Here is a 25,946-nt window from a genome sequence, read left to right as displayed (position 1 = left end):
CAGTATTGGATATAAACCCAGTCCTATGTGCCTGTTTCCCGGCACTCCCTCCCCTGCCCAAGCACTAGCACGCTTTATTGATCGTTCTCTGTCCGTATGCCAAACGTGGCTTTTTGGCGATAGTGGGCAATTCGTTTTGTCAGCTATCGACTTTGATAGGACAATCTGCTCACCGTGGAACTTTCGGGGCGTTTAGGTCGACAAAGCCATGGGTTTGAATCGCAAACTGCTGTCAAAGTGAGGCGAAACCGGCACTTGCTTCAGTACATGGACAACGTAATTCTGCCTTGGCCCGTGGAATCACCCACTTATCTTCAAGGGGTATGTTTTTTCCTTGTGGGCAGCAAGGGTATTCTCCTGCTAGCCCGTGGCTTGTATCGCTATAAGAAATAGCGCGAAATCTCCCCTCATGTAACAATTGCCGCCAAGGCTGTTTAATCCTTAAGTATCGTCTCGCTACTCTCCCTGTACTTCATGTCTCAACCGAATATCGAAGAAGCCGCTCAGGACTGGCACGGCTTGCTCCAGAAAGTGCCCCTGGCGGTCCGTGCTCATGTGCTGACTATCACTCAAGATAATCAGGACGAGCTTGCGACCCACTTTTATACGCATATGCTCAAGCACCCTGCCGCACAGGTGTATCTCTCGCATGATCAGGTACACAAGCGTTTGCATCGCTCCTTGCGCAGTTGGTTGGTACAGCTGTTTTCGGTGGATGAGCACAGTGATATGCAAGATCAGGTCAAGCTGCAAAATCAGGTTGGCGAGGTCCATGCTCGGGTTGGGGTGCCGGTTCACCTGGTGCTGCGTGGTGCACGCTTGCTCAAGGGGCGTTACGCCCGCTTCCTGTTTGAATCTTCGACTATTAGTTCCGAGCAGGCCTGGGAGTGCTATCGCTACATTCAGAACTTCATTGATCTGGCGATGGAGCTGATGAGCCATGCCTATGCCAATTCGCGTGAGCGTAAATCCCGTGCTGAAGAGTCCTATCGCCTGTTTGCCATTGTGCAGAACGTAGCGGCCGAGCGTGGTCGACAGCGAGCCGCGCTGCTGGATTGGGAAAATCTCTTCATGTTTGCGATGGCGGTCAACAATGGTGTGACGCCTGCCCCGCGAATCGGAGATTCGGACTTCGGTATCTGGTTCAAGCACAAGGGCGCGCATGCCTTCCAGGGCACGGTAGAGAGTCGTGAGATCCTGGACTTGATGAACCTGATTGATACCGAGCTGATGCCGGCTTTCGAGCAAGGGGACGCGAAAGGACAGGTTCTACGCTTGCATGAGCTGCGTGATCGAACCCGAGCCATTGGTTTGCACCTGGATCGCTTGTTCGAGCAGCAAAACGAGCTGGAGTCGGGCCGGGACGTGCTGACCCGCCTGTTAAGCCGTAAATACCTGCCTGTCGTGCTTAGCCGTGAAGTGGGCTATGCCCAGCAGCGGGGATCGCGTTTTGCGCTGCTGGCCGTGGATATAGACTTCTTCAAGCGGGTTAATGATACCCATGGCCATGATGCCGGTGATCGTATCCTGCGTCAGTTTGCTGAACTGCTCAGCAATAGCGCACGTGCCGGTGACTACGTGTTCCGCCTTGGGGGCGAAGAGTTCCTTCTGGTCTTGGTCGACGTGGATGCGGATGGTGCGATGCGTGCCGCCCGTAATTTGCGTCTACGTATTCATGCGGAGACCTTCCGGGTTGTGGATGGCGAAAGCATGAGTATCACCGCCAGTATTGGTGTGGCCTTGTACGACGGACACCCGGATTACGAGCGTACGCTGCGCCGGGTTGATCGCGCTTTGTATCAGGCCAAAGAAGAAGGCCGCGACCGGGTTGTATACGTCTGATGGGACGGGCTTGCCCGCCCTTTTATGTCGTATGGCGGCAACCTGTGCTACAAGTGCGTATTGTTTTGTTCCTGCCAGTGTTTGGTGCCTGATTCCTGACAGTTGCGCGGCCTTTGAAGTGGTGGCCCCGGCCGGATGTGGCGCGTGAAACACAATTACATTGAATGGCATAAACGCTTTGGCCCCAGGCTGAAGCAGGATTTGTTTGCGAGCTGATTTTATGCATCCCCGTTTGGCTGTTCTTCCCCAGTACCTGCTCCCTAAACAGGCTCTGACCCAGTTTCTAGGCGGTTTGGCCTCCAAGCCCATGGGCGGGCGCACGACCTGGGCTATCAAGCGTTTTATCGACCGTTATCAGGTCGACATGAGCGAGGCAGAAAACTCCGACCCAGCCAGCTACGCCACCTTTAACGAGTTTTTTGGTCGTGCCTTGCGTCCTGGTGCCCGCCCTATCGCGGAGACGGCCTTGGTCAGCCCGGTTGATGGTGCCATCAGCCAGTTGGGGCCTATCCAGGGTGCCGAGGTGTTCCAGGCGAAGGGGCATAGTTACTCGACGACGGCTTTGGTAGGCGGAGACGCTCAGGAGGCTGCCCGCTATCAGGATGGGCTGTTTGCGACCCTGTACTTGAGTCCTAGCGACTATCACCGGGTACATATGCCTTGTGCGGGTGTGCTCAAGCGCATGATTCATGTACCGGGCGATTTATTCTCGGTCAATCCGACGACGGCGCGCGGTGTTCCCGGCCTGTTTGCCCGTAATGAACGTGTGGTCTGCTTTTTTGACTCCGAGCAAGGCCCGTTCGTGTTGGTGCTGGTGGGGGCGACGGTGGTGGGCAGTATGGTCACGGTTTGGCATGGTGTGGTAAATGCCTCGCGTGACGGCAAGATCCACGAGTGGAACTACGAAGGTCAGAATATCGCCTTGCAAAAGGGGCAGGAAATGGGCCGATTTCTGCTGGGTTCCACGGTGGTGATGCTGTTCCCCAAAGAAAGCGCCTATCGTTTTGATCCGAGCTGGCAGCCGCAAGGCGTAATCCGCCAAGGTCAAGCGATGGGCTATCAGGGCTAAACCCTGTTTTCTAATGAATAAAACCTGTGTTCAAGTGGACACAGGTTTTTTTTTGTCGTCGGGTCGCCTAAAGGCTCGGCGCCTCCGGCAAAAATTCCCCCTTTTTTTTGGGGGGGGGCAGCAAGCCGAAGGCGTTGTGTGGGGCTTTTTTTGACGGTTCAGCGCTTAAAAGTAATCTGTATTCAAGAGGTCTGTGGAGTGAGTATGAAAAGGTGGGGGGCGATAGTGATCAAGATTTTGGTCCTGTTATTGGTCTTGGCGGTAGCGGCCTGGGGCGCGCTGGCACTACAGTTTCAGTTGTCAGCAGGTCTGGGGCGCTGGCTGGCATTGGCTGGCTGGGTAGCGGTGGCTGGATTGAGCCTGTATGCCTTGAGCAAGGGCAAGAGCTGGCTCTTTGCACCCCAGGCGTTGGGCTTTCTGGTGTTGGTAGTCTGGTGGAGCAGTATTGCGCCCAGCAACGACCGGGAATGGGCGCCTGATGTGGCCAGAATGAGTTACGGCGAGGTAAATGGTTCCGTGGTGACTCTGCACAATGTGCGTGACTTTAACTGGCGCAGCGAGACCGATTTTGATGAGCATTGGATTAGCCAGGACTACGATCTGCAGACGCTCAAATCGGTAGATATGTTCCTTTCGTACTGGATGGGCCCGGTGATCGCTCATACCCTGGTGTCTTTCGGGTTTGAGGATGGCCGCCATGTGGTGTTTTCGGTAGAAATACGCAAGGAAAAGCACGAGGCATTTTCTGCGATAGGCGGTTTTTTCAAAGAGTTTGAGTTGAGCTTGATTGCGGCAACAGAGCAGGACATTGTGCGTACCCGTAGCAATGCGCGCGGCGAAGACGTGTATATGTACAGCGTGGAGTTGGCGAAACCTGCCATGCAGGCCTTGTTCTTGTCTTATGTGGAGCAGGGCCAGCAATTGCAGACTACTCCCCGTTTCTACAACACCTTGACGGCTAATTGCACCACCATTGTTTACGACATGGTCTCCAGGATCGTGGACGGGATACCGTGGGACTGGCGTGTGCTGGCTTCGGGCTATTTGGCCGAGTATGTGTATGGTCTGAATGCTTTGGCGCCAGGCCATAGTTTCCAGGAACTGAAGCAACTGGGCTACATCAACCCGAGAGCCTTGTCGCAGCAGGAGGGGCAGGATTTTTCTGCTTTGATTCGACAGGATTTGCCTCTCGTAAAGCCTTTTTAAGGCTGCTTTAGGCGCTTTTGTTCCACGTGAAACATATGTTTTACTTTATACGATCTGAAAATTAGAGCGTATCAGGAATAAAAATAATAAATAAAAACCCCATCATATGAAAATCATGTGATGGGGTTTTTTAATCCCTGTACCCTGTTTTTCAGATTGCAGATGCGATAGAAAATAATTATTTTTGCCAAATGCGTCAGGGCCGTTCATGGACAGCTTAAGGAGTGGCCCGCCACTGCACCAACTGCTCCAGCGTCGTGGTGTTGCCACCACACACAACGACCAGAATGTTGCTGTACGGAGCCAGGGCCTCATGATCCAGGTAGAGAGTCGACAAAGCCGCGCCACATGCGGGTTCCACCAGAACGCGATGATCGGTCAGAAAGCGCAGGCATGCGCTGACGGCCTGAGCATCGCTGACCTGAACGCAGGTGGTGGGATGAGATTGGCTAATGGCGTAGGCCTGATCGCAGACGCGTGGTGCAGCCAAGGAGGTGGCAACCCCACTGACTTCGCCAAGTGTGATGTGCTGGCGCTGCCTTACCGACTCGCCCAGGCTGGCGGTGCCCTGGGTTTCTACCGCAATAATCGGGGTTTTGTCCCAACCCTGCTCCCGCAGGCCTTGGGCCATCCCGCATAGCAAGCCACCTCCGCCTACAGCCAGCAAGACGGCATCCGGCTGTACGCCCATTTGGGCCACTTCTGCGATCAGGCTGGCGTGGCCTTCCCAAAGCAAGGGGTCATCAAATGGGTGAATCAGGGCGTCGTCTTCTTGCACCAGGGTCAGCGCATACTCATGAGCTTCCTGCCAGTTCTTGCCGATTACGTGCAGCTCGGCTTTTTCCCGTTGAATCAAGCGTCTGGCGTGTTCGCTAGTGGTTTCGGGGACGACAACAAGGGTGGGCATGGTCAGGCGGCGTCCGGCATAGGCAACGGCAATTCCGGCATTGCCTCCCGAAGAAATGATAAAGCGCTTCTTTCCTTGCTGGGCATGGTGCTGACACAAGTGGCCAATACCGCGAATTTTGAATGATCCGCTAGGTTGCAGCGCATCCATTTTTAACCAGATTTGTTTGCCAAGCTGCTCGCTCAAGGCGTGTGAAAAAATGAGCGGTGTCTCAAGGTGAAGAATCATTTCTTATCGTTCCAGATTTTATAGTGATCTGAGGGAGCGCGTTAGGCGCTCCGAGCGCTGTTCACCACATTTTATCGGTCTGAAACACGTGTGGCTAAAGATCCTGGGCACGGTTTTGTGACGACCAGGACAAGCGGGCGGAAAATTGTTTGGAAAGGATGCTTATATCATCGGGCCTGGATTTTGTAACTGTTCTTGTTCTCTGCGCTAAGTCCCTTTATTAGCGTTTAATGTGAGGCAGCTTACTAACTAACTACGTGTCTGCACCTACTTACAATTTTGCTTCGTCTGGACTGTAGTGTTCAAGCTAAATCAAGGGCTTATCTGATAAAATTCCAGATAAATCGCCCGACTCAAGACCCCTTTCCGTAGGGAATTCAGGCCCGGTCTTAAGCGTTTAATTTTAAGTGCATGATAAGCACCGAAACTCATTCCAATCACTCGGGCCATAAAGCAGTGTTGTTTTTTGCTTTGCCTGGGCGGAATAAAAACAATAATAACCAGAACTTATTTCTAGAAAGGACGCTGTGGTAGCGGTTCTTAAAGGAATAAAGATTTTGTTATGAAAACTGCCACCAGACCTGCTGATATTTATATGCGTTTTTTGCAGCTCGCCGATTCGCTGCATACCCTGCCTTGCTTGCCTTGCCTGGACCCTCTTGAAGAGCGGATCCTGGTGCTGGTTGCCAAGGCATCGAAAGACTGTTTGCGTTTGTCGGTGCGCGATGTCATGGCCGTAGAACGGCTGGGATCGCCCGCGACTATTCATACCCGCCTCAAATCCATGCGCGAGAAAGGCTGGATCGTCCTTAGTGATACGGAGGACACTCGCCGCAAACAAGTGGATTTGAGCCAGGCTGCCCTGCTGCATTTTGATCGTCTTTCTGCCTGTCTTTTAGAGGCGGCAAATGTTTGATTGATCAAATGGCGCGGCCTTGCACCCGTTGTAATTGCTGAACCCGCAAAAAGAAGCGTTTGGCATCAGGTAAATAAGCGGGAAGCGCTCGGGTCCAACTAATGGAATGCAAACAGGCGTTTGCAAAAAGCGCTCGCGTGTCTGGTGCTTTAAAAATGGAAAAGATAGGCGGCATTAAAACAATGCCCTGTTCCGCGGATTTACCTGCCTTCAAAGAGTCTATTTTTCTATACTGGGGACTCACCTTGAATTCCATGCCTGGAGGCAGAATGCGCTTACCCATCTATCAGCTTGATGCCTTTACTGACACCTTGTTTGCAGGCAATCCTGCCGCCGTGGTGTTGTTGCCCGAGTTCCCTGACGATGCCTTGATGCAGTCGATTGCGCAGGAGAACAATCTTGCCGAAACCGCCTTTCTGGTGCCACAAGGCCAGGACTTTCGCCTGCGCTGGTTCACCCCTACGGTAGAAGTGCCCTTGTGTGGACACGCAACATTGGCCAGCGCCGCCGTTGTGCTGCAGCATGTGCGTCCCCAGGACAGCCAGGTGGTGTTCCATACGCTAAGTGGTGCTTTGACGGTGCGTCGTGACCAAGACAGCTATGTCATGGATTTGCCTGTGCGCCCGGTTCACCGTGTGGATGACAATCCTTTGCTGGAGCAAGCCTTGGGCACCAAGATTACGCAACTGTGGCGTAATGACTTCACCCATCTGGCTGTATTGGAAACGCAAGAGCAAGTGCGACAGCTGCAGGTGGATGCGGCAGCCATGCTGGCCAGTGGCTGTGACGGATGCATTGTGACAGCGCCGGGCTCGGGCCAGTTTGATATTGTCAGCCGCTTTTTTGCTCCTGGTCACGGTATTGAGGAAGATCCGGTTACGGGCTCGGCCCATTGTGCTTTGCTGCCGTACTGGGCTCCTATCCTGGGCAAAACTCATTTGCTGGCGTATCAGGCTTCTGCCCGTGGTGGTGTATTGGATTGCACCTTAACGGGTGACCGCGTGTTCTTGAAAGGCCAGGCCGTCCTGTATATGGAAGGACACATCCAGATCGCCTGAGACGATGCCAAGCGGTTTAAATGGGCATGGCGGTGCCGTGCCTGTATTGGTAACTCCCTTCCCTTGTTTTTGGCCGATCAGCGCAGTAGTCAGCAAGACAGGCTGTACATTTTTCTGGCCTTCTTTATTGCGACTTTTTATGGTTTTTTGATCTCTTATGATTCCTGTCGCTCCATTTTCTTTGCTGTTTCTGCTGATTATTACGCTCGGGCCGCTTGCCTTGATTATTGTGCTGGTCTGGGTGGTTTTGCTTTTAGTACAGCCACAGAGCCGGGCAAACTTTAAGAAAAAACCCTGGCCACGCGTACTTGTTTTGCTTCCTTTGCTTGTATTGGCGCTCTATTACAGTTATTTCCAATGGGAGGTCTATCAGTTCGATAAACGTCAGGCACAGGAGCTGGCTAGTCGGCAGCATGTTTTAAAAGAGCCTGGCCGTTTTGCCGGAATTGATATGCCAGCCGGAACAGAGCTGGAGTTGAGTGTGTGGGGCGACCCGGACAGCGTGTCCTGGGCTCGTTTCCCGGAGGCGGTCATGGTAGGCAATGCTCCAGTCCTGTCTTTCAAGCGCCTCCGGCCCGATTTGCAGAACTCCAGCTGGAAGCTGCATCTGGCAGGCGATACGGAATTGGAGGGCTGGCAATGTGATGGCAGCCAAGTGCTTGAAATGGAACAAGATCCCATGGCAGAGCACGGTTTTCGTTTTGTCAGCTGCTTTTTGGCTAAAGGGAATCAGATCAGGGGCTGGAGTCCCTATGCGGCGGCTTCCAATATGAACACAGCCCCGGATTTTGTTCTGGATCTACCTGCCGGCACTTTGGTTCAGGCAAGGCCGGATGGGACTTTGTATGTCAACGGTGAGCGGGATCAGGACCGTTGGATGGTACGTGTAGAGGAAGAGGGTTTACAGGTTCAGGCATGGAATCTGCCTTTGGAGCGTGCTTATTTCTCAGTCGATAAAAATAAAGGTCTACTTTATCTCTCGCATGCTCAATTGGCTCGAGAATTTCAATTCGGCGGATTTAGTTATCCAGCCGGTACGCGTGTGTCGACGCCCAACTATCGCTTTTACCCGCAGTGGCCACTTTTATTGAGAATGGTATTGCCTGCGGATGACGAATCGGATCAAAGAAAAGAACAGGTTCATGACCTGCTTAGTGGCCAAGTTTTGGACGGTTTTCACTAGTTAACGACCTGATTCCGGCTTTTTTTACCTGTAATCTGCAGTTTTTCTGTGGTGAGTGTAATTAAATAAGGCGAATTTGTTTGGAATGGGTCAATTTGAGTTAATGTAAGCATTTGAAGCGAATGTATAAAATAAAAACGTATCGTTTTCAAAGGTGGAATTTAGAGGGTTGGTGGCTGCTGGTTTCGTTTTTTAAGGTTTTGGCCTTGAGCGGAAGGGACAATCCGTCGGACTGAAACCGCCCTATTGCTGGCTTAACTGAACAAGGTTAGATGCCGCTATGACGACATATCAAGGGGAACTGCTGGAGCATACGCAGGCCCACGCACAGGCTGCTTACTGGTTTACTCGCTTGAACTCGGGCGAGGCTACCGCAGCTGAATTACGGGAATTTGAGGATTGGCGCCGTGACAATCCTGAAAACGAACGTTCATATCGATATATTTGCTATTTTTGTGACGCCAGCCTGGATGCGTCCGAGCATGAGATACGCCGTTTATTGGCTGGCTCGGGGGAAAAGCCAGCGTTGCTCAAGCCCTATCACCGTGGTTTGCTGGCGGGTTTACTGGTGTTGGCCTTGGCGCTGACCGTGTTTTTCTCCTGGCCCGAGCCGATATTGCGAGAAGAGCACCTGGTATCGGGGGCTCAAATGCTGGAGCAACGGTTTGTTGATGGGGCCGTGCTGCGCTTGGGCCCGGATTCAGCCCTTGAAATCCGTGAATACGAGGACAGATTGAATCTGCAGCTTTTACGTGGACAGGTCACGCTGTTGCTGGCTGATCCCACACCAAAGAGTGTGACGGTCTTTTCCAGCTTTGCGCAGGCTCGCAGTAACAAGGGGCAGTTTTCGGCTTTTCTGGACAGCGATCAAATGAAATTTGCTGTGGATACTGGATCGGTCGAAGTATCTAGCGGGACATGGTGGCGTCGACAGACTCGGGTCTTGATTCCCGGTCAACATATTGATGTGGATCGATGGTCTGGAATGAAACGGGTTCAACCCGCTCCTGTATCTCCGAATGAGGCCGACTAACAGTCGGCCTCTTACGTTTCAGAGCGTTTAGAACATCCAGTTCAGGAATAATTTACCGTTTATATCGGCACGGCTCTCCCCTAATAAACGGGTACTGGCCGACAGACCTAAACGCAGACGCTCGGATTGCTGCAAGCTGATGCTGGTGCCCAGCGCCAAAGCATGGCTATCTACCCGCGCGTAGCGACCATCAAAACTCACGGATGGGGCACTGGCAAAGGCCGCTTCCTGGGTCTGGTTACGGCTTAGCAAAGCCTGCTCCCAAGCAATCGATAAGGACGTTTGCAGTTGGCGATCCTGGCTTAAATTCCAGTTTTGACGCAGGGCCAGGCCAATGGAAGCCTGCAAGGCATTTTGGCGGCTGGCGCCCAGGCGCAGACGGCTGGCGGCATCGCCACTCTCTTCCAGTCCAGGGCGCCGGTAATGGAGGTAATCCAGAGCCAGAACCGGCCCGATGCTGCCGTTCTCGCCCAGCGTCCAGTTGTAGCCAGTCTGTACACCGAGCGAGAAGGTATGCCCTGTCCAATCCGAGGAGGGACGTGCTTGATAGCCCGCAAAGCTGATGTTGCGGTTCATCTTGCCCTGTTCGATACCCACACGTAGTTGGGCCAAGCCATTCCAGCCTTCCTGGCTGTAGCCACGGTAGCGGGCATGCACCCCCAGGCCCAGACCGGTCAGCTTGCTCTTGGCCTGGAAGGGGGCGTCTACGTTGACACGCTGCTCGTTGGCATTACCATGCACCCCCAGGCTCCAGTCACTGCCTTCAGCCCGGTGTTCCGCCCCCAGCATTACCCCATAGGTCTCGCTGCGGTGGTCAACATCGTTGTTACCCAGTTGCCAGTGGTAGCGGCCCCCATAGGTCTGGATGAAGCTTTGCCAGCCGCTCTTGTTGATACCGTCGGTTTGGCGCAATTGTTCGGATACCAGTTGTTCGCGACGCAAGGCGGCAGCGGTTTGGGCAGCGTAAGATCCTCCACTTAATTGGTCCAAAGCCAGGCCAATATCGCTGCCATCAGTCCGAGAGAAGTCCATGGCCTGATACACCGCTGCCAGGGACTGATTGCCCGAGGAGGCTTGTGCCAGGCTGGTACCTACCGAGGCTGCATTGGGTGAAGCAGCATATTGCGCATAAGCGTCCTGATTACGGCTGACGGACCAGCCATTGCCGGTACTTTCTACATTCAGGGTGGGGGATGCCAGCGTGGCATTGAGCGCAGCAAACTGCCCTTGTGTCTGGCTGGCAGTGAACACCTTGTCCTGATTCAGTGTCCAGCCGTTCTGATACCAGTCTGGCTGCAAGTCCACGTGCAGTTCACCATCCAGCTGCGCCAAACCTTGCACATCAATATGATCGTTCTGCGTGGTCGAGGCCTCCACCAGAATCCGGCCATCGGCACCTTGGACAAAGTTGCCCTTGATCGTCATGTTCCCGTAGGAATTCCCAGGGCTGAGTGTGCCGTTATTGGTGAAGTTGTATTCAGGGTTGATCGTGAATTCGCTATTGCCGTACAGGGTGGCACCCCGATCTACTCGCAAGCCATACAACTCGTGTTGTCCATTCAAAGAGGTTGCGCCCCCGGCAATGACAACAGCCAGATTGTTTTGACCTTTGATATTGCCGTCATAACGCATCTGGAAGTTAGGATCAGCCGCCTTGGTGGCACGACCGTTTTCATCGGCCTTTTGACCGAAGCTGATGCGGGTCAGGAGCAGTTGCTGGTCAGAGTCGCGACGGTTGTAGTCCGAGGTGATGTCACCAGTAATTTGCGCGCCCTGCAAGATATTGATGTTCTGCACCCAGGCATTGTCTGCGATATGGATGGCTGCTTTCTGGCCCGACAAGGTGCCGGACAGATCGTAATTGCTGATCAAGGCACCTTGCAAAATGGTCGGTACAGCTTGTAGCTGGCCATCCACTACGACTAGCCAGGAGCCGTGATACTCATCGTCGCTACCCATGGCGTTCTGGCCGAAGTCAAACAGGGCTCCGATGCCAGCTTGGCCATCTGCCCGGACCTCACCTTGCTGAACAATATTGTGATGACGTCCATAGCTGAATTGCAGGCCGCGGCCATACCAGCCCTGGGCATGAATACGCGTGGCTTCGGGGATAAGGAGAGTGTTTTCGCTACCATCCACACGTACGCCTACGCCTCCCGGCCCGGCTGTCAGTAAATCCGCCGCCTGGGTAATGATGTTGCGTTCGCCATAAATGTGCAGCCCCAAGCCTTGCGTGGCCATATTGTATTGACCGGGCAGGTAGGCCGTGCCGTTTGCATTGCGGGCAAAGTAGCCATTGGTATTGTTCAGGGTGACACCGTCCCCATAGACCGAATAGCCAAAGAAGTTGCGACGATCAATGCTCAGCCCAATATCCTGCAGGGTGGCAAGCTCGGCTTCCATCAGATTCACATAGTTGCGATAGGTCTGATGGCTCATCAAGCTGTTGCGCAGCTCGGTGTGGCTCATGTAGTTGCGATCCACTCCGTATCGCGGTTGGTCATGAACGTTCAGGATGCTGACGGGGATGCCCGGCATGGCGCCATTCAGGACTTCCTGTACATGATCTCCAGTGAAGTAGCCCTTGTCTTCGCGCAGGTCAAAAGCGGCAGGATCATATGGGTTGGTGCAGACCGAGCACAGGATTTTCTGTCCGGGGCTGGGGGCTCGACCCTGGTCATCGCGCAAGCCCAAGGCCCAGGGGCTAAGGTCATTCAGGAAAAAGGGATCGGGTGGATCAAAGCTGTTTTCAGGCAGGTTGTCGGTGACTGTATTGCTGATGCCCAAAGCATGCGCCAACTCGTGGAAAATGACTGCGTTGTAGTCCGCCTTGCCAGTTAAGGGCAGTTGGCTTGGATTGACGGGGGCGGTATCCAGATCCAGCTTTCCGACGCTGATAACCGCATCGGGGTTGTTTGGGTCACCCTGGAAGATTCCGTGCAAGCGTGCTTGCAAGGCCGACAGGACGAAGTTGGGATGATCAGGGTTACTTAGTTGGGCACCATAGGCATTGGCGTTCTTGTCATTCATGGTGCCCAAGTTGATCACAGCCGGTGTGTAGCCCGCCGGCAGGTCAAGGATTTCGGCCCAGCGCTCCAGTGCGGCACGAATTTTCAGCCGACCATTCTCGTCAATATTCCAGGGGGAAACGCGTGGATTGGATTGATCCGACGTATCGTAACCGCCATCATCCGGCCCATAGATCCGCAACTCAAAGGCTTGTTGACCTTGTTTGTTCAGAATGAATTCTGTCTCGTAGGCATAAGCGCTGCCGGCCCAGCTCAAGGCCAACAGGGTGTGGCCTAGTAGTGCTTTGATTTTGAAGTCCATGGGGTTCAGATAAAGAGAAGACAATGGTTAGGAGGCACTTTTCGTATAAAAGTAAATAAAAGTGTCTTTTCTTGCTACTTATTTCTGAGCTGTGCCGAACAGCTGAGTAAAAGGCGCAACACTTGGTGAACACATCACGGTAAAGAACTACCGGGTTTCAGCCGTAACCCTCTAGGGGATGATGTGTACAAGAGAGGAAAGTATGACCATAGAGATCAGTGGACAGGGTTTAATGCATAGACAAACTATGCCTGTGGCCGAACCATTAAACGCGTCGGCCATGACGCCCCCTGTGGTGCCCGAGCAGGAAGAGTCTGGTTCCATAGACTCATCGGGACGTATCAAGGTGCACCTGTCTCCCATGGGCAAAGATCTGTCGTTGACCAGTCAGCAAGCTCAGAAAAAAGGCCGCGACAAGGACATTGATGACAGCTCTTTGCCTGACGGAGTCAAGGACATACTTAAACGTATCCGCGACCTGAAAGAGCAAATTCAGCAAAAACTGATGGAGTTGCAACGTATCCAGGCCAGCGACAAAGGTAGTGAAGCCGAAAAGAAACAGGAGCTGGAGCGCGTGCAAGGCGAGCTAACCAGCTTGAACGGTGCTCTGTCCAGTGCCCACGCCATGTTGAACAAGGTTATGGACGACGTTGAGCTGGATGGAGATAGCCGTATGGAAGTGGCAGATTTGTTGATGAAGTAAGAAGCCGTTCGACTGGCTTCGGGAGTCCTTGGGGGCGCGGGTGGTTTGTTCGGGCGCAAGCCTGTATGAACCATTGACTGCGCCCTTTTTTGACTCTGGACAGCCAGGGGCTGCCGTCACTGATGCTCAGGGCTGGTTTGCCACCGTCAAGGCCTGCGTAATTTTGTGGTTGAGCTGATGTGGAGACATCAAATCCGCCGTGACCTGTGCTTTGGTACGAATGATGTAGGCAGTCGAAGGATTCAAATCAATGCAATACACCACCAGCGATCCGCCCCCTAGGGGAGCCGCACCAATATAAACCCCTAACTGTTCGCTGGCTGCCGGGTCATTGCGCTGCTGGTAGCCTTCGCCCGCGGCGGTTTGCTGAACGGTATCCAGGCACTGGGCCACGCTGAGACGGGAGATGGAGCGCTGTTCCGCCTCCAATTCCAGAGGCATCCATTCTTGAGCTTGTACTGCCCAAGCGCCATGAAGCAAAGCTGCCATCAAAACCCACTTGTTGAGTGTGTGCATGATGTCCTCCCGCAGGAGACGATGGAATACCCAGCATAGTCCTGATCGATGAGGACGAGCTTTGATAGGGCTTAATTCAGGGATGAATTTCGGGTTTTTACTGAGGTGGGGGCCTGCTCGCAGTAGTAGGGGTAGGCAAGTATCCGGCAGTCGGCTTGAAGAAGGTTCCAGGCCTTCTTCCTTTAGCTGCTAGTGTGGCTCTTGGTCTTTCTGCTTGTGGGCTGGAAGTTTCCCTGTTTGTTTCAGCAGTTTCTTTTCTTCTGTTTTGACGCGACGTTCCAGCTTTTTAATATCTTCCTCGGCAGGGAGCTGCTCAGGCTGGATACCGCGCTGACCCAGCATATCGCGCACGCTGCGGTTGTTCTGTTCATGCTCGCGGGTGATCGACGTCTCGCCATGTAGCTGCTCTTGCGTGACGTTGTGATTCGTCATTTCCGTGGCGAGGTTCTTGGCGGCAATGGTTAGCGTAGGCAGAAAGTCAGCCAAGGGGCGGGTTTGAATAATGCCGTAGCGGTCTTTCATCATCTGGGTGGTGTGCCCACCAAATAGCGCCGCATCCCCTTTTGATCGGATGCGGCCAAAGCCTTTGTCGTCTACCCCATGTTCATAGAGGTTTTGCGATAGTGTCCTTTCGGACTCGCGAAGGCGTTCGCGGGCATCCAGTCTGGCTTGCAGACGCATGCGATCTTCAATCAGCTCCTGCTTGCGGGTCTGGATGGCGAAGTAGCTTTGAGCAAAGGCAATCGCCGGCTTGCGTGGGTCGCCGTTCTGGGCGATGAGGTAACAGGCATAGCGGGTGAGCATGATGTCTTCTATCGAACGATCTGCTCCGCTGCCAATCTGGACCATTTTCGTGACGCCACGAAAATGGTCCCCTTCTTCGTAACCCGTTGTTTTACAAGACTCTACCGCCCGGTCGATCGCCGTCTTGAAGTTCTCCCAACGCACATAGCCTAAAGGCTCCATCAAGTCGCGGGCGAACCAGAACTCCACGCCCTCTTCTGGGATGGTGTGGCTCAAGCCGTCGAACTGGTTTGTTAGCTGCGTAATGTCTTGAGATTCCACTTGATGTCTCCGGGTTGTATGACACTTGCCATCACGTCGCCAAAAGCCTTGTCTGGTTCTGGGGCCAGTGCGATGAGACACCGAGGACGTTCAGGCCTGCATCACTTCCCAATACAAAAACTGGAGAAAATCTCCCCCAGCAAATCATCGCTGCTGAACTCGCCGGTAATCGAGCACAGATCCAGATGTGCCAGGCGGAGCTCTTCTGCAAACAGATCCAATACCTGATCGCTGTGTGTGGCGTGTTCCGCAGCCAGGCCCAGGTGGTACTCCGCGCGCTCCAAGGCCCGCAGGTGTCGTTCTCGTGCCAGCCAGGGGGACTCACTGCCGGGGTTCCAGCCTGCGATATCCAGCAAGGTGCGGCGCAGCGTGTCCAGACCGATGTCCTTACGGGCAGAAATCGGCAGCACGGTGGCGCCGCTTTCTTGTGCCGGCAAGGCCGCCTGTTGCTCAGCTGTCAGCAAGTCTATCTTGTTATAGACGCGCAGCACGGGTACGTGTGATGGCAGGCGAGTGGTAATGGCACTATCGAGCTCGTCTTGCGGGTTGCGAGCATCGAGCAGGTGCACGATCACGTTCGCCTTGGCGATTTCGTCCCAGGTTCGGGCGATACCGATGCGCTCTACGGTGTCCTCGGTTTCACGCAGACCAGCGGTGTCCACGATATGTAGCGGGATGCCATCGATGTGGATCAGCTGCATGACGCGGTCGCGGGTGGTGCCGGCGATGTCGGTCACGATGGCCACATCTTCACCGGCCAGGGCGTTGAGCAGGCTGGATTTACCCACATTGGGCTGGCCTGCCAGTACAACGTGCAGGCCCTCGCGCAGGATCGCCCCTTGACGCGAATGCTGCAGGATGCGTTCCAGCTCGTCCTGTATGCCTTGCAGGGTGGCCGCCGCCTGATACTTTTCCAGGAAGTCGATTTCTTCTTCGGGGAAATCCAGCGTAGCTTCTACCAGCATGCGCAGGTGAATGATACGGTCGGCCAGGGCGTTGACGTTGTTGGAAAACACGCCGGATAGGGACGCGACGGCACTGCGGGCCGCGGCTTCCGATGAAGCGTCAATCAAGTCGGCCACGGCCTCGGCCTGGGCCAGGTCCAGTCTGTCATTCAAGAAGGCGCGCTGGGTGAACTCGCCAGGCTCGGCCAGGCGCAGGCCCTGATCTTTACCCGCTTCCAGGCAGCGATCCAGCAGGCGGCGCAGAACAGCCGGGCCGCCGTGGCCCTGCAGCTCCAGCACATCTTCGCCGGTATAAGAATGCGGGCCTTTAAAGAACAGCGCGATGCCCTCGTCGATTGCCTCGCCTTGTGCGTCCTTGAAGGGCAAAAAGTGCGCATGACGCGCTTGCAGCGTACGGCCAAACAGGGTCTGGATCAGAGCATCAAGCTCCTTGCCGGACACACGGATGACACCAATACCACCCCGGCCGGGGGCGGTGGCAATAGCCACAATAGGGGAAGAACTGGACATGGGCAGATCGATCAAAGAGGCAGAACAGAGCCGTATTGTAATGGAGCAGGTGGATGGTTCGGGCTTGGAGCGTTAGCCCTTGTTGGTATCTGAAATGCTTGCTTTTATGTACTTGTGGCCCAGGCTCTTGAGAATCAGGCAATCAGGCAATCAGGCAATCAGGCAATCAGGCAATCAGGCAATCAGGCAATCAGGCAATCAGGCAATCAGGCAATCAGGCAATCAGGTAATCAGGCAATCCAGCAGACATCTGGGCTATCTAATCGGGGACAAAGCAAATAAACGAGCTCTTTGGTATGCCACCAAAGCGTCAAAAGCTAACTGTCTACGCCTCTTGAGTCTAATGATTGTTCACACAAACCACCAAGATCTCCACGCTTTCCCCGTGTTCGCACAGGTACAAGTGGCCCAGATTGCTTTTGAAGTAGATGCTGTCGCGCGCCTGCAGCACGTGGCGGCGCCCGTCCTGAAACTGCATGGTCAACTGCCCTTCGATCACAAAAATAAATTCTTCGCCTTCGTGCTGGCTGAAGTCGCTGGCATCGCGTGGTTTACCGGCCAGGACACGCCCGTGCATGGGCGTCATTTTCTTGTTGATCCATTCCGATGCCAGCATGCCGTATTCATAACGATGCGCATGGTAGGTCACGGTACGTGAAGCCCGTCCCACCAGAATATCCATGCCGGATTCATTTTGATCGCGAGGTGTCTTGAACAGGTCGGACAAATCCATCTTCAAGGCCCGGCTGACGGCCAGAAATTTTTCGTAGCTCAGGCCAATCAGGCCGCGCTCTGCCTTGGACAGGGTGGACAAAGACACATTGGATAAGCGTGCCAACATCAGCAGGGTCAGGCCCTGTCGTTTGCGTTCATCACGTATGCGCGCCCCCATGGCTGTTTTGCTCAATAAGTTGGGGGCGGTGTTGGCTAAGTCTTTTGTCATAACCTAAAGAAGTAAAAAACCATCTTCTTATAAATAATATTAATTTTCTTATAGGAAAACTCTGTCCTATTGTATAGAACTACACGTTTTACGCTGGGAGAAAGAAGGCATGACTGCGTTGTTTGATCCTACTGCTTATCCCTCTACCTCGGTGGAATGGATACAGAAACTGATTGCTTATGATACGACAAGCCGGGAATCCAACCTGGAACTGATTCATGACGTGCAGGCCTATTTGCAGCAGCAAGGGCTGGAAACTGTGCTGACGCATGACGCCAGCGGCCGCAAGGCCAATCTGTTCGCTACGATTCCGGCTGCCGATGGCACGCGTACTGGTGGCATTGTTTTGTCGGGCCATACCGATGTGGTGCCTGTCGATGGCCAGAACTGGAGCAGTGACCCTTTCAAAGCCGAGATTCGCGACGACCGCCTGTATGGCCGCGGTACTTGCGACATGAAAGGCTTTGTCGGTGTGACCTTGCAATTGGTTCCTGAAATGCTGGCGACCAAGCTGTCCAAACCCATCCACCTTGCCTACTCCTACGACGAAGAAGTGGGATGTGTGGGCGCGCCAGTCATGATTGATGACTTGGTCCGCCGTGGCGTGAAACCGGAAGGTTGCGTGGTGGGTGAACCCACCAGCATGCGCACTATCGTGGCGCATAAAGGCATTAACGCCTATCGCTGCCGGGTGCACGGTCATGCCGCGCACTCCTCGCTGACCCCCAAGGGTGTGAACGCGATTGAGCATGCCGCCCGCATCATTACCGCCATCCGTGATCTGGCCGACGACTACAAGAGCATGGGCCCTTATGACCATGATTTTGACGTGCCCTTCACCACTTTGCAGACCAGTATGATTCGTGGCGGTATCGCCTTGAATACCGTACCTGACCTTTGCGAGTTTGAATTTGAATACCGCAATCTGCCCGGCGTGGACCCTGAGCCGATCTTGCAGGAAATCCGTGAGTTCATTGACCTGAAAGTCCTGCCTGCCATGCGCCGCGAGCATCCGGATGCTTTGGTGGAGCTGGAGAAACTGGCCAGCGCTCCCGGCCTGAATCCTGAAGAACAAGCAGCCATTACCAAGCTGGTGCGTGAACTGACGCGGGACGACACGGTGCGCAAAGTGGCCTATGGCACCGAGGCAGGTCTGTTCCAGCAAGCCGGTATCCCTTCGATTATCTGTGGTCCCGGCAATATCGAGCAGGCCCATCGTCCCGACGAGTACGTAGAACTGGCGCAAGTGGAGCAGTGCGAGCAGTTCTTGCGCGCTCTGATTCGCAGCCAGGCTGTGGCCTCTTAAAAATAGACAAACAGGTTTCAAGGCAAACCCATGACAACAGAAAAAGTTACCAAGGAAAATGTGGTGCAGGCGCATGAGCGTCTGCGTCCCTATGTGCACCAGACGCCCGTGTTCGATTACCAGACCGGGCGTCTGGACAGCGCCGTCAATTTCAAGTTCGAGCATTTGCAGGCCTCGGGCACGTTCAAGGTACGCGGTGCTTTCAACAACTTGTTGAGCTTGTCCGAAGATGCACGCCAGCAAGGGGTGACTTGCGTTTCTGCAGGTAACCACGCCGTGGCCGTGGCCTATGCCGCCCATCAAATCGGGGTGAAAGCCAAGACAGTGATGATCAAGACGGCCAGCCCGGCGCGCGTAGCCCTGTGCCGCGAATATGGGGCCGAGATCGTCTTTGCTGACAATGGCGAGCAGGCGTTTGAACTGGTGCGTCAGATAGAGAAGGACGAACAGAAGACCTTCATTCATCCGTTCAGCACCTACCCCACCGTGTTGGGAACCGCCACGCTGGGCTACGAATGGTTGCAGCAAGCGGGCAAGCTGGACGCGGTGCTGGTGCCCATTGGGGGCGGTGGCTTGGCCGCCGGTGTGTCGGCTGCTGTCAAGCTGTGGCAGCCTGATTGCGTGGTCTATGGCATCGAGCCTGTGGGAGCAAACGTCATGGCGCTTAGCCGCCAGGCTGGCGAGCCGCAAAAAATCGGCGCCATGCAGTCCATCGCAGACAGTCTGATGGCTCCGCATACTGACGAGTTCAGCTTCCGTGTGTGTCAGGACAATATCGATACGCTGGTGACCGTCAACGACGACCAGATCCGTGCTGGGATGCACTTCCTGTTCAACGAATTCAAGATGGCTACTGAACCGGCTTGCGCTGTAGCCACAGCCGCCTTGATGTTCCCCTTGCGCAAACATCTGGCTGGGCAACGAGTGGGCGTGCTGTTCTGCGGCTCCAATACGGATACCGACACCTTTATCCGCCATATCACCACGCCACTGGCGCAAGGCTAATTATGCAGCTAAGCGTCTATGTAGCAAAAGCTCAGGAAGTGTATGAAGGGCTGGATATGGGGGCGGCGATTGATCTGATGCGCCAGGGTTTTGTCGCCATGCAGCAAGGGCGTATTGACCAGCCCTTGCGTACGATTGTGCGCAGCCATTTGTCCAGCGGCTTTCTGGGCATGATGCCTGCCTGCATCAACATGCCGGAGATTTATCCCGAGCCTTTGTACGGTGCCAAGATGGGCACCCTGTTTCCAGACAATGTGCGCCTGGGTAAGGACCCCCATCAAGGCTGCGTGCTCTTGATGAGCGGCTTGACCGGCGAAACACGTGCCATTCTGGATGCCAGCAGCGTGACGGCCTTGCGTACCGCAGCGGTCAGTGGCCTGGCCACCGACATGCTGGCGCGCCCGGATGCCAGTGTGCTGACCTTGTTTGGTGGCGGGCATCAGGCCTTGTGGCAGTTGCGTGCCGTGGCGCAAGTGCGTCGCTTGAGCAACGTATTTGTGATTACCCGCTCCGCACAGTCGGCTCAGCATTTTATTGAGGAAGCCCAGGCGTATCTGGATTGCCCCTTGATAGCTGGAGTCTCGGCCCAGGAAGCCGTGTCTCAATCGGATATGGTACTGACGGCCACCAGCTCTGCCACGCCTGTCTTGCAGCGCGAATGGCTGCGCCCTGGCACGCACATCACTGCCATGGGTTCCAGCACACCCGCCAGCAGTGAACTGGATGGCCCCACCATGACGGCAGGCCGTTTGTTTGTGGACCGTGCGCAATCCACTCGTAACGAGTCGGGCGAGTTCTTGAATGCGTGCAAGCAGGGCTACTTGTCGGCGGATACCGAGTTGAACGAGCTGGGCGCCGTTCTGGAGGGGCAATCCGCAGGCCGCATCAACAATGAAGAAATCACGATTTTTAAATCCTTGGGCTTGGCATTCGAGGACGTATTGACGGCTGCCGCCTTGTTAAGCCGTCATGCCGCACAAGGAAATGGACGAGTAGTAGAACTTTAATAGCGTCATCAAGAGGTAGGGAGACAAGTAATGAAAAAGAAATGGGCGCAGGTGTTGCTGGGAACGGCGTTGGCCTTGGCAACAGGCATGTCTGTTGCCAGCAAGTTGCCGGACACCATACGTTTGGTCGTAGGTTATCCGGCCGGAGGAACAGCGGATGCCGTCGCGCGGGTGTATGCCGAGCAATTACGTGAAAAGCTGGGTGTGAATGTGGTGGTGGATAACCGCGCAGGCGCGGGCGGGCAGGTTGCCGCTCAAGGCTTTTTGCGCTCGCCTACCGATGGCTCGGTGCTGTTGGTCGCCAATAATCACATGATGACCACCCTGCCCCTGACCGTAAAAACGGTCAGCTACGATCCAATAAAAGATTTTGCGCCGGTAGCCGTGATCGCCAAGTTCGAACATATCTTTGTGGTCGGTAAAACCACGCCTGCCAATACCTTGCAGGAGTACGTGAAGCTGGTGCGCAAAGAACCGGAAAAGTACGGCCACTATGGCATTCCCGCCCCCGGCAGTGCCCCTCAGTTCATTGGCTACAGCATCGCCAAGAAGAACGATATCCAGATGTCCCCCGTGCCTTATAAAGGGGGTGCCCCTTTGATCAACGACCTGCTGGGTGACCATATACCCGCTGGCGTGGATGCGGTGGGCATGATTACCGAACACGTTGCCGCCGGTTCGGTGCGGGTGCTGGGGATTACCGGCGCGGAACGCCTGCCTATCTTGAAAGACGTGCCCACCTTTGCAGAAATGGGCTATGGCGACCTGAAAGCGTCGGGCTGGATGGGGATTTTTGCCCCGCTGGGCATGGAGCCGGAGATGGTCAAACAGTTCCAGGACGCCTTCAATGAAGTGTCCAAGCTGCCACGCATTGAAAGCGCGATTGTGCCCATCGGCTTCCGACCCGAGTCGGGCGATGCGCAGGAGCTATCGCGCATTGTTCAGAACGACCTGGACACTTGGGGACCCATCATCAAGGAGTCGGGGTATTTGCAGCAGTAAAACTCAAGGATGTGGAAAAACGCCCCGCAAGTTTGAGTGTGGGGCGTTTTTGCTTCTACGTGTAGTGTTCTAACCGCTCTGAACAAGTCGATGTTAGCAAGACCCGGACACGCCCCTGTCAGATTGCGCTTGAGGTGCACGGAATGCATATCCCGAATCCAGCACAAACTTAATTAACCGGCGTACACAACTCCACCACAATGCGCTCCGGTGTTTGCACATAAGACACCACCTGTCCCCAAGGCTTGTCCTGCGGCGGCGCCAGTTCCGTGCCCCCTTCTGCCAGCGCCTTGGCATGAGCGGCAGGTACATCATCGCAGACCAGGGCAATTTCGATGCCCAGCGGCACTTCTGACGCGTGCGGTGACAAATGGCCTTTTGGGTAGTTCATGTAGGCCAGCATTTCCCCCGCAAAGGCCAAGGTGGTTTGGCCGGTTTCCAGCTCGCCGTACAAGCCGGTTTCATGCAGCATTTTGGTGGTCAAGCCAAACGCGCGGTTGAAGTAATCCAGTGCCTGGCCGACGTCGGGAACGTAGATGATGGTGTAGCCAAATTTCATGGTGGGGCTCGGTAGGAAAACGCAGGGCCAGTGCAAAAAAAAATCGGCTCCCCGATTGTAGATGGGGAGCCGATTCTTTGATGGCTTAAACAGCCCGGTCAGGGTTTAAAGCTGACCGCGTTTTGTCAGTTCTGCTTTGACACCTGCACCGTAGGCAGGATCTGCCTTGGTGAAGTGACCCAGCTGACGCTCGATGATTTCCTTGGGAACACCGGCCATGGCGTCGGCAATATTGCTGAACAGACGCTGCTTTTCTTCGTCGTTGAACAGGCGGAACAGATTGCCGGGCTGCGAGTAGTAATCATCATCCACGCGGTGATCCCAGTGATCTGCCGGCTGGCCGTCCAGCGCCAGAGGCGGTTCGCTACGGGGAGCCTGTTGCCATTCGCCCTGGCTGTTGGGCTCGTAGTTGATCGTGCCGCCGTTATTGTCGCCAGTACGCATGGCGCCATCGCGGTGGTAGCTGTGGAACGGGCAACGCGGTGCGTTCACTGGCAGCAGCCCGTGGTTCACGCCCAGACGGTAACGCTGGGTGTCGCCGTAGGAAAAGATACGACCTTGCAGCATGCGGTCGGGCGAGTGACCAATGCCGGGCACCAGGTTGGCAGGCGTAAAGGCGGCTTGCTCCACTTGGGCAAAGTAGTTGGTGGGGTTCTCGTTCAACTCCAGCATGCCCACATCGATCAGCGGGAAGTCGCCATGTGGCCAGACCTTGGTCACGTCAAAGGGGTTGATGTGGTAGGTGCGTGCCTGCTCTTCGGTCATGATCTGAATGCGCAGAGCCCAGCGTGGGAAGTTGCCCTTTTCAATGTTCTCGTATAGATCGCGCTGCGAACTCTCGCGGTCCTGGCCCACGACTTTGGCGGCTTCTTCATTGGTGTAGTTGGCAATGCCCTGCTGGGATTTGAAGTGGAACTTCACCCAGTGGCGCTCGCCCTTGTCGTTGATCAGGCTGTAGGTGTGCGAACCGAAGCCGTGCTGCTGACGAAGGTTACAGGGCAAACCGCGGTCGCTCATCAAGATGGTGACCTGGTGCAAGGACTCGGGCGACAAGGACCAGAAATCCCAGGCGGCGCTCATGTTGCGCAGGTGGCTGCGCGGGTCGCGTTTCTGTGTGTGGATGAAGTCGGGGAACTTCAGTGGATCCCGTATAAAGAAGACAGGAGTGTTATTGCCCACGAGGTCCCAGTTTCCGTCTTCTGTATAGAATTTGAGGGCAAATCCTCGAACGTCGCGTTCTGCATCGGCGGCTCCTGCTTCACCTGCTACGGTGGAAAAACGTAAGAAAACGGGTGTCTTGCTGCCTGGCTTGAAGACCTTGGCCATGCTGTACTTCGTGATGTCGTGCGTGACGGTAAAGGTACCGAAAGCGCCCGAGCCTTTGGCGTGTACGACACGCTCCGGGATGCGTTCTCGGTCAAAGTGAGCCAGCTTCTCCAGCAGCCAATAATCCTGCATCAGGACGGGACCACGAGGGCCTGCCGTCATGGAGTTCTGGTTCTCCTCAACCGGGCGGCCAGCGGCGGTTGTCAGGGTTTTGTTGCTCATTGTGTTTCTCCGTTGAAGCTGACCCGAACCGAGGGGGGCGGGTCGTTTTAAGAAGTTGAGATCAGTCTACTTGCCTTGGTCGAAATAGTTAAATCAAATGATTTTAGTGAACAAATAGCTTTTTGCTATCAAGACGGTTTTCATCCCGATCATAGCGGTAAGTAGAAACGCTGCGCATGAATTTTCTATGAGCAGAATCTGAAAAGTTAATCAATGTTTGTAAATACGGGCCTTTAGCGAGGTTGGGCAGGATCGTTCCGAGTGATCTGGCATGGGTAGCAGGCAAAAAAAAACCCCGCTAAACGTAGCGAGGTTTTTTGTGTCAGAGCGAATTAGCTGTTGGCTGCTTTCGCGCTGTTCTTTTCGATCTGCACCATGATGTAGCGCTGCTGGGCAATGGACAGGATGTTGTTCACGCACCAGTACAGAACCAGACCGGCGGGGAAGAAGAACATCATGCCACCAAAGACCAGAGGCATCAGCATCATGACTTTGGCTTGCATTGGATCAGGCGGGGTGGGGTTCAGCTTGATCTGCAGGAACATGGTACCCATCATGATGGCGGGCAGAATCATCCATGGGTCGCGTGCGGCCAAGTCGTGAATCCACAGAATCCAGGGTGCACCGCGCATCTCGACGCTGCCCAGCAGCACCCAGTACAGCGCAATGAACACAGGGATCTGAACCAGCATGGGTAAACAGCCACCCAGCGGGTTGATCTTCTCGGTGCGGTACATCTCCATCATGGCGGCGTTCAGCTTGGCCTTGTCGTCACCGAACTTCTCGCGCAGGGCTTGCATGCGTGGCGCAAATTGCTTCATCTTGGCCATGGAGCGGTAGCTGGCGGCCGACAGCGGGAAGAACACCAGCTTGATCAGCACGGTCAGCGCCACAATGGCCCAGCCCCAGTTACCCAGCAGGGAATGCAGCCAGGTCAGCAGCTTGAACAGCGGCTTGGAGATGATGGTCAGCCAGCCGTAGTCCACCACCAGATCCAGACCGGTAGCCAGTTGCGACATGGCTTTCTGGTCTTGCGGGCCTACCCACAGGGAGGCGTCCACAGCCTTGCTTTGGCCAGCGGCGATAGAGCCGACCGATTCCAGCGTGCGCACGGCGTACAGATTGTTGCCCAGCTTCAGGATTTCGTTGGTGCGTTGCAGATCCTGGGCAGGAACCCAGGCGGTTGCAAAGTAGTGCTGCACCATGCCGATCCAGCCGTTATCCACGCTGCGCGCGTAGGTGGCCTTGTTCTTGTCGATGTCCGAGAAGGTGATCTTCTGGAATTTGTCGCCGCTGGAGTAAACCACAGGACCGGTAAAGGTGCTGTACAGGCGGGAAGAGTCGGGTGGGTTGTTGCCGTCGCGAGTCAGTTGCAGGTACAGGCGTGGGTCAATCGCGGCGCCGGTATTGTTCTGGATGTCGTGACGAACCTGGATGTCGTAGCGACCCTTGTGCAGCGTGTAGGTCTTGGTGACTTTCACGTCGTCCGAAGTCGCTTCAAACACCACGTCCAGCGTATCGCCCGTCATGCTGCGCTGGCTCGAGACCAGGGTGAACGGGGTCAGGTGGTTGGGCAGGTTCTGGCCAGAGGCACCCACAATACCGGACTGGGCCAGGTAGGTGGAGGCGGGCGAGTTATCCAGCAGCACCATGGGCTGCTCGGGGTTCTCGGGCGAACCGTACTTCAACAGCTCGGCCTTGATCAGCTGGGCACCTTCGGTGCTAAAGCCCAGCTTGTAGACGTCTGTCGTGATGTCGATAGTTTGCGCTGTGGCAGACACCGCGCTGTTGCTCGAAGGCAAGGCAGCAGACGCAGTCGGCTCTTGAGCAGCGGGAACACCACCGTTTGCGGCAGGTTCGTCGGAGGCTGCTGGCGCTTGTGTGGTGGCTGGGGTGGAAGCGAACAGCGATGGTTTGCCGTTGTATTCCTGCCAGTTGTTCCACAGCAGCAGCAGTGCAAAGGAGAAGATCATCCATAGGATGGTGCGTCGGATATCCATAGCGCCTGTATCACATTTATAAAGCTGAGCAAAAGCTTAGCAGTT

The 25,946-nt window shown here is 54.9% G+C and carries 22 protein-coding genes; 12 read left to right on the top strand and 10 right to left on the bottom strand.

What is annotated here, in order from left to right:
- Positions 1 to 474: 474 nt before the first annotated feature.
- The 3 genes from N879_RS14320 to N879_RS14310 all read left to right on the top strand — a co-directional run bounded on the left by N879_RS14320 (position 475) and on the right by N879_RS14310 (position 4,117).
- Positions 475 to 1,842 (top strand): diguanylate cyclase, encoded by a 1,368-nt coding sequence (locus N879_RS14320; protein WP_009458322.1) that lies wholly within the window; start codon positions 475 to 477, stop codon positions 1,840 to 1,842.
- Between the two features lie 220 nt (positions 1,843 to 2,062).
- Positions 2,063 to 2,911 carry an archaetidylserine decarboxylase gene (gene asd / locus N879_RS14315; RefSeq protein WP_009458320.1) on the top strand — a complete coding sequence of 283 codons (849 nt, stop codon included), beginning with the start codon at positions 2,063 to 2,065 and terminating at the stop codon, positions 2,909 to 2,911.
- 204 nt (positions 2,912 to 3,115) lie between these two features.
- Positions 3,116 to 4,117 (top strand): Lnb N-terminal periplasmic domain-containing protein, encoded by a 1,002-nt coding sequence (locus N879_RS14310; protein WP_031232826.1) that lies wholly within the window; start codon positions 3,116 to 3,118, stop codon positions 4,115 to 4,117.
- Positions 4,118 to 4,334: 217 nt separating this feature from the next.
- Here N879_RS14310 and N879_RS14305 read toward each other — a convergent pair whose 3' ends face one another.
- The gene (locus tag N879_RS14305) at positions 4,335 to 5,252 is read right to left on the bottom strand and encodes a pyridoxal-phosphate dependent enzyme (RefSeq protein ID WP_009458318.1); all 918 of its coding nucleotides are present in this window, start codon (positions 5,250 to 5,252) and stop codon (positions 4,335 to 4,337) included.
- A 562-nt stretch (positions 5,253 to 5,814) separates the two neighbouring features.
- On the opposite strand from N879_RS14305, the gene N879_RS14300 reads away from it, so the two are divergent.
- Positions 5,815 to 6,168, top strand: coding sequence for a MarR family transcriptional regulator (locus tag N879_RS14300; RefSeq protein ID WP_021447165.1), 354 nt, complete (start codon positions 5,815 to 5,817; stop codon positions 6,166 to 6,168).
- 4 nt (positions 6,169 to 6,172) lie between these two features.
- On the opposite strand, the gene N879_RS20460 is transcribed toward N879_RS14300, so the two are convergent.
- A complete protein-coding gene (locus tag N879_RS20460) occupies positions 6,173 to 6,451 on the bottom strand; it encodes a hypothetical protein (RefSeq protein WP_039942407.1) in 279 nt (92 codons plus the stop codon).
- Here N879_RS20460 and N879_RS14295 point away from each other — a divergent pair.
- The 3 genes from N879_RS14295 to N879_RS14285 all read left to right on the top strand — a co-directional run bounded on the left by N879_RS14295 (position 6,438) and on the right by N879_RS14285 (position 9,442).
- Positions 6,438 to 7,226, top strand: a complete 789-nt coding sequence (locus N879_RS14295) for a PhzF family phenazine biosynthesis protein (RefSeq protein WP_009461400.1) — start codon at positions 6,438 to 6,440, stop codon at positions 7,224 to 7,226. The genes N879_RS20460 and N879_RS14295 overlap by 14 nt on opposite strands.
- A gap of 157 nt (positions 7,227 to 7,383) precedes the next feature.
- Positions 7,384 to 8,409 carry a hypothetical protein gene (locus N879_RS14290; RefSeq protein WP_009461402.1) on the top strand — a complete coding sequence of 342 codons (1,026 nt, stop codon included), beginning with the start codon at positions 7,384 to 7,386 and terminating at the stop codon, positions 8,407 to 8,409.
- A 280-nt stretch (positions 8,410 to 8,689) separates the two neighbouring features.
- Entirely contained in the window at positions 8,690 to 9,442 is a 753-nt protein-coding gene (locus N879_RS14285) for a DUF4880 domain-containing protein (protein ID WP_009461404.1), read from the top strand.
- A gap of 27 nt (positions 9,443 to 9,469) precedes the next feature.
- On the opposite strand, the gene N879_RS14280 is transcribed toward N879_RS14285, so the two are convergent.
- Entirely contained in the window at positions 9,470 to 12,772 is a 3,303-nt protein-coding gene (locus N879_RS14280) for an autotransporter outer membrane beta-barrel domain-containing protein (RefSeq protein ID WP_021447164.1), read from the bottom strand.
- 232 nt (positions 12,773 to 13,004) lie between these two features.
- On the opposite strand from N879_RS14280, the gene N879_RS14275 reads away from it, so the two are divergent.
- Entirely contained in the window at positions 13,005 to 13,475 is a 471-nt protein-coding gene (locus tag N879_RS14275) for a hypothetical protein (RefSeq protein WP_230940663.1), read from the top strand.
- 126 nt (positions 13,476 to 13,601) lie between these two features.
- On the opposite strand, the gene N879_RS14270 is transcribed toward N879_RS14275, so the two are convergent.
- The 4 genes from N879_RS14270 to N879_RS14255 form a co-directional block, all read right to left on the bottom strand.
- Positions 13,602 to 13,991 carry a DUF6180 family protein gene (locus N879_RS14270; protein WP_021447163.1) on the bottom strand — a complete coding sequence of 130 codons (390 nt, stop codon included), beginning with the start codon at positions 13,989 to 13,991 and terminating at the stop codon, positions 13,602 to 13,604.
- A 189-nt stretch (positions 13,992 to 14,180) separates the two neighbouring features.
- The gene (gene dinD / locus N879_RS14265) at positions 14,181 to 15,056 is read right to left on the bottom strand and encodes a DNA damage-inducible protein D (RefSeq protein WP_009461412.1); all 876 of its coding nucleotides are present in this window, start codon (positions 15,054 to 15,056) and stop codon (positions 14,181 to 14,183) included.
- A 101-nt stretch (positions 15,057 to 15,157) separates the two neighbouring features.
- Entirely contained in the window at positions 15,158 to 16,531 is a 1,374-nt protein-coding gene (gene mnmE, locus N879_RS14260; protein WP_009461414.1) for a tRNA uridine-5-carboxymethylaminomethyl(34) synthesis GTPase MnmE, read from the bottom strand.
- Positions 16,532 to 16,871: 340 nt separating this feature from the next.
- Positions 16,872 to 17,474, bottom strand: coding sequence for a helix-turn-helix domain-containing protein (locus tag N879_RS14255; protein WP_022983402.1), 603 nt, complete (start codon positions 17,472 to 17,474; stop codon positions 16,872 to 16,874).
- 109 nt (positions 17,475 to 17,583) lie between these two features.
- Here N879_RS14255 and argE point away from each other — a divergent pair, with 109 nt between their 5' ends.
- Genes argE through N879_RS14235 form a run of 4 tightly spaced genes read left to right on the top strand, consistent with a single transcriptional unit; the run spans position 17,584 to position 21,794 of the window.
- A complete protein-coding gene (gene argE / locus N879_RS14250; protein ID WP_009461417.1) occupies positions 17,584 to 18,780 on the top strand; it encodes an acetylornithine deacetylase in 1,197 nt (398 codons plus the stop codon).
- 30 nt (positions 18,781 to 18,810) lie between these two features.
- The gene (locus tag N879_RS14245) at positions 18,811 to 19,785 is read left to right on the top strand and encodes a threonine ammonia-lyase (protein WP_009461419.1); all 975 of its coding nucleotides are present in this window, start codon (positions 18,811 to 18,813) and stop codon (positions 19,783 to 19,785) included.
- A gap of 2 nt (positions 19,786 to 19,787) precedes the next feature.
- A complete protein-coding gene (locus N879_RS14240; protein ID WP_009461421.1) occupies positions 19,788 to 20,792 on the top strand; it encodes an ornithine cyclodeaminase family protein in 1,005 nt (334 codons plus the stop codon).
- 30 nt (positions 20,793 to 20,822) lie between these two features.
- The gene (locus N879_RS14235) at positions 20,823 to 21,794 is read left to right on the top strand and encodes a tripartite tricarboxylate transporter substrate-binding protein (RefSeq protein ID WP_009461423.1); all 972 of its coding nucleotides are present in this window, start codon (positions 20,823 to 20,825) and stop codon (positions 21,792 to 21,794) included.
- 169 nt (positions 21,795 to 21,963) lie between these two features.
- On the opposite strand, the gene N879_RS14230 is transcribed toward N879_RS14235, so the two are convergent.
- The 3 genes from N879_RS14230 to yidC form a co-directional block, all read right to left on the bottom strand.
- Positions 21,964 to 22,353 carry a VOC family protein gene (locus N879_RS14230; protein WP_009461425.1) on the bottom strand — a complete coding sequence of 130 codons (390 nt, stop codon included), beginning with the start codon at positions 22,351 to 22,353 and terminating at the stop codon, positions 21,964 to 21,966.
- Positions 22,354 to 22,458: 105 nt separating this feature from the next.
- Positions 22,459 to 23,901, bottom strand: coding sequence for a catalase (locus tag N879_RS14225; RefSeq protein WP_009461427.1), 1,443 nt, complete (start codon positions 23,899 to 23,901; stop codon positions 22,459 to 22,461).
- A 332-nt stretch (positions 23,902 to 24,233) separates the two neighbouring features.
- Entirely contained in the window at positions 24,234 to 25,901 is a 1,668-nt protein-coding gene (gene yidC / locus N879_RS14220) for a membrane protein insertase YidC (protein ID WP_009461429.1), read from the bottom strand.
- Between the last annotated feature and the right edge of the window lie 45 nt (positions 25,902 to 25,946).

It is taken from the genome of Alcaligenes sp. EGD-AK7 (assembly GCF_000465875.3).
Lineage (GTDB): Bacteria > Pseudomonadota > Gammaproteobacteria > Burkholderiales > Burkholderiaceae_B > Alcaligenes > Alcaligenes phenolicus.
The sequence above is the reverse complement of the archived record's forward strand: the minus strand, read 5'-3'. Positions and strand labels throughout refer to the sequence as shown.

Coding starts and splice junctions, on each gene's coding strand:
- yidC (WP_009461429.1), bottom strand. CDS start 25,901: ATGGATATCCGACGCACCATCCTATGGATGATCTTCTCCTTTGCACTG.
- N879_RS14300 (WP_021447165.1), top strand. CDS start 5,815: ATGAAAACTGCCACCAGACCTGCTGATATTTATATGCGTTTTTTGCAG.
- N879_RS14285 (WP_009461404.1), top strand. CDS start 8,690: ATGACGACATATCAAGGGGAACTGCTGGAGCATACGCAGGCCCACGCA.
- N879_RS14270 (WP_021447163.1), bottom strand. CDS start 13,991: ATGCACACACTCAACAAGTGGGTTTTGATGGCAGCTTTGCTTCATGGC.
- N879_RS14290 (WP_009461402.1), top strand. CDS start 7,384: ATGATTCCTGTCGCTCCATTTTCTTTGCTGTTTCTGCTGATTATTACG.
- N879_RS14235 (WP_009461423.1), top strand. CDS start 20,823: ATGAAAAAGAAATGGGCGCAGGTGTTGCTGGGAACGGCGTTGGCCTTG.
- asd (WP_009458320.1), top strand. CDS start 2,063: ATGCATCCCCGTTTGGCTGTTCTTCCCCAGTACCTGCTCCCTAAACAG.
- N879_RS14320 (WP_009458322.1), top strand. CDS start 475: ATGTCTCAACCGAATATCGAAGAAGCCGCTCAGGACTGGCACGGCTTG.
- N879_RS14230 (WP_009461425.1), bottom strand. CDS start 22,353: ATGAAATTTGGCTACACCATCATCTACGTTCCCGACGTCGGCCAGGCA.
- argE (WP_009461417.1), top strand. CDS start 17,584: ATGACTGCGTTGTTTGATCCTACTGCTTATCCCTCTACCTCGGTGGAA.
- N879_RS14245 (WP_009461419.1), top strand. CDS start 18,811: ATGACAACAGAAAAAGTTACCAAGGAAAATGTGGTGCAGGCGCATGAG.
- N879_RS14255 (WP_022983402.1), bottom strand. CDS start 17,474: ATGACAAAAGACTTAGCCAACACCGCCCCCAACTTATTGAGCAAAACA.
- N879_RS20460 (WP_039942407.1), bottom strand. CDS start 6,451: ATGGGTAAGCGCATTCTGCCTCCAGGCATGGAATTCAAGGTGAGTCCC.
- N879_RS14310 (WP_031232826.1), top strand. CDS start 3,116: ATGAAAAGGTGGGGGGCGATAGTGATCAAGATTTTGGTCCTGTTATTG.
- N879_RS14275 (WP_230940663.1), top strand. CDS start 13,005: ATGCATAGACAAACTATGCCTGTGGCCGAACCATTAAACGCGTCGGCC.
- N879_RS14225 (WP_009461427.1), bottom strand. CDS start 23,901: ATGAGCAACAAAACCCTGACAACCGCCGCTGGCCGCCCGGTTGAGGAG.
- N879_RS14280 (WP_021447164.1), bottom strand. CDS start 12,772: ATGGACTTCAAAATCAAAGCACTACTAGGCCACACCCTGTTGGCCTTG.
- N879_RS14305 (WP_009458318.1), bottom strand. CDS start 5,252: ATGATTCTTCACCTTGAGACACCGCTCATTTTTTCACACGCCTTGAGC.
- mnmE (WP_009461414.1), bottom strand. CDS start 16,531: ATGTCCAGTTCTTCCCCTATTGTGGCTATTGCCACCGCCCCCGGCCGG.
- N879_RS14295 (WP_009461400.1), top strand. CDS start 6,438: ATGCGCTTACCCATCTATCAGCTTGATGCCTTTACTGACACCTTGTTT.
- N879_RS14240 (WP_009461421.1), top strand. CDS start 19,788: ATGCAGCTAAGCGTCTATGTAGCAAAAGCTCAGGAAGTGTATGAAGGG.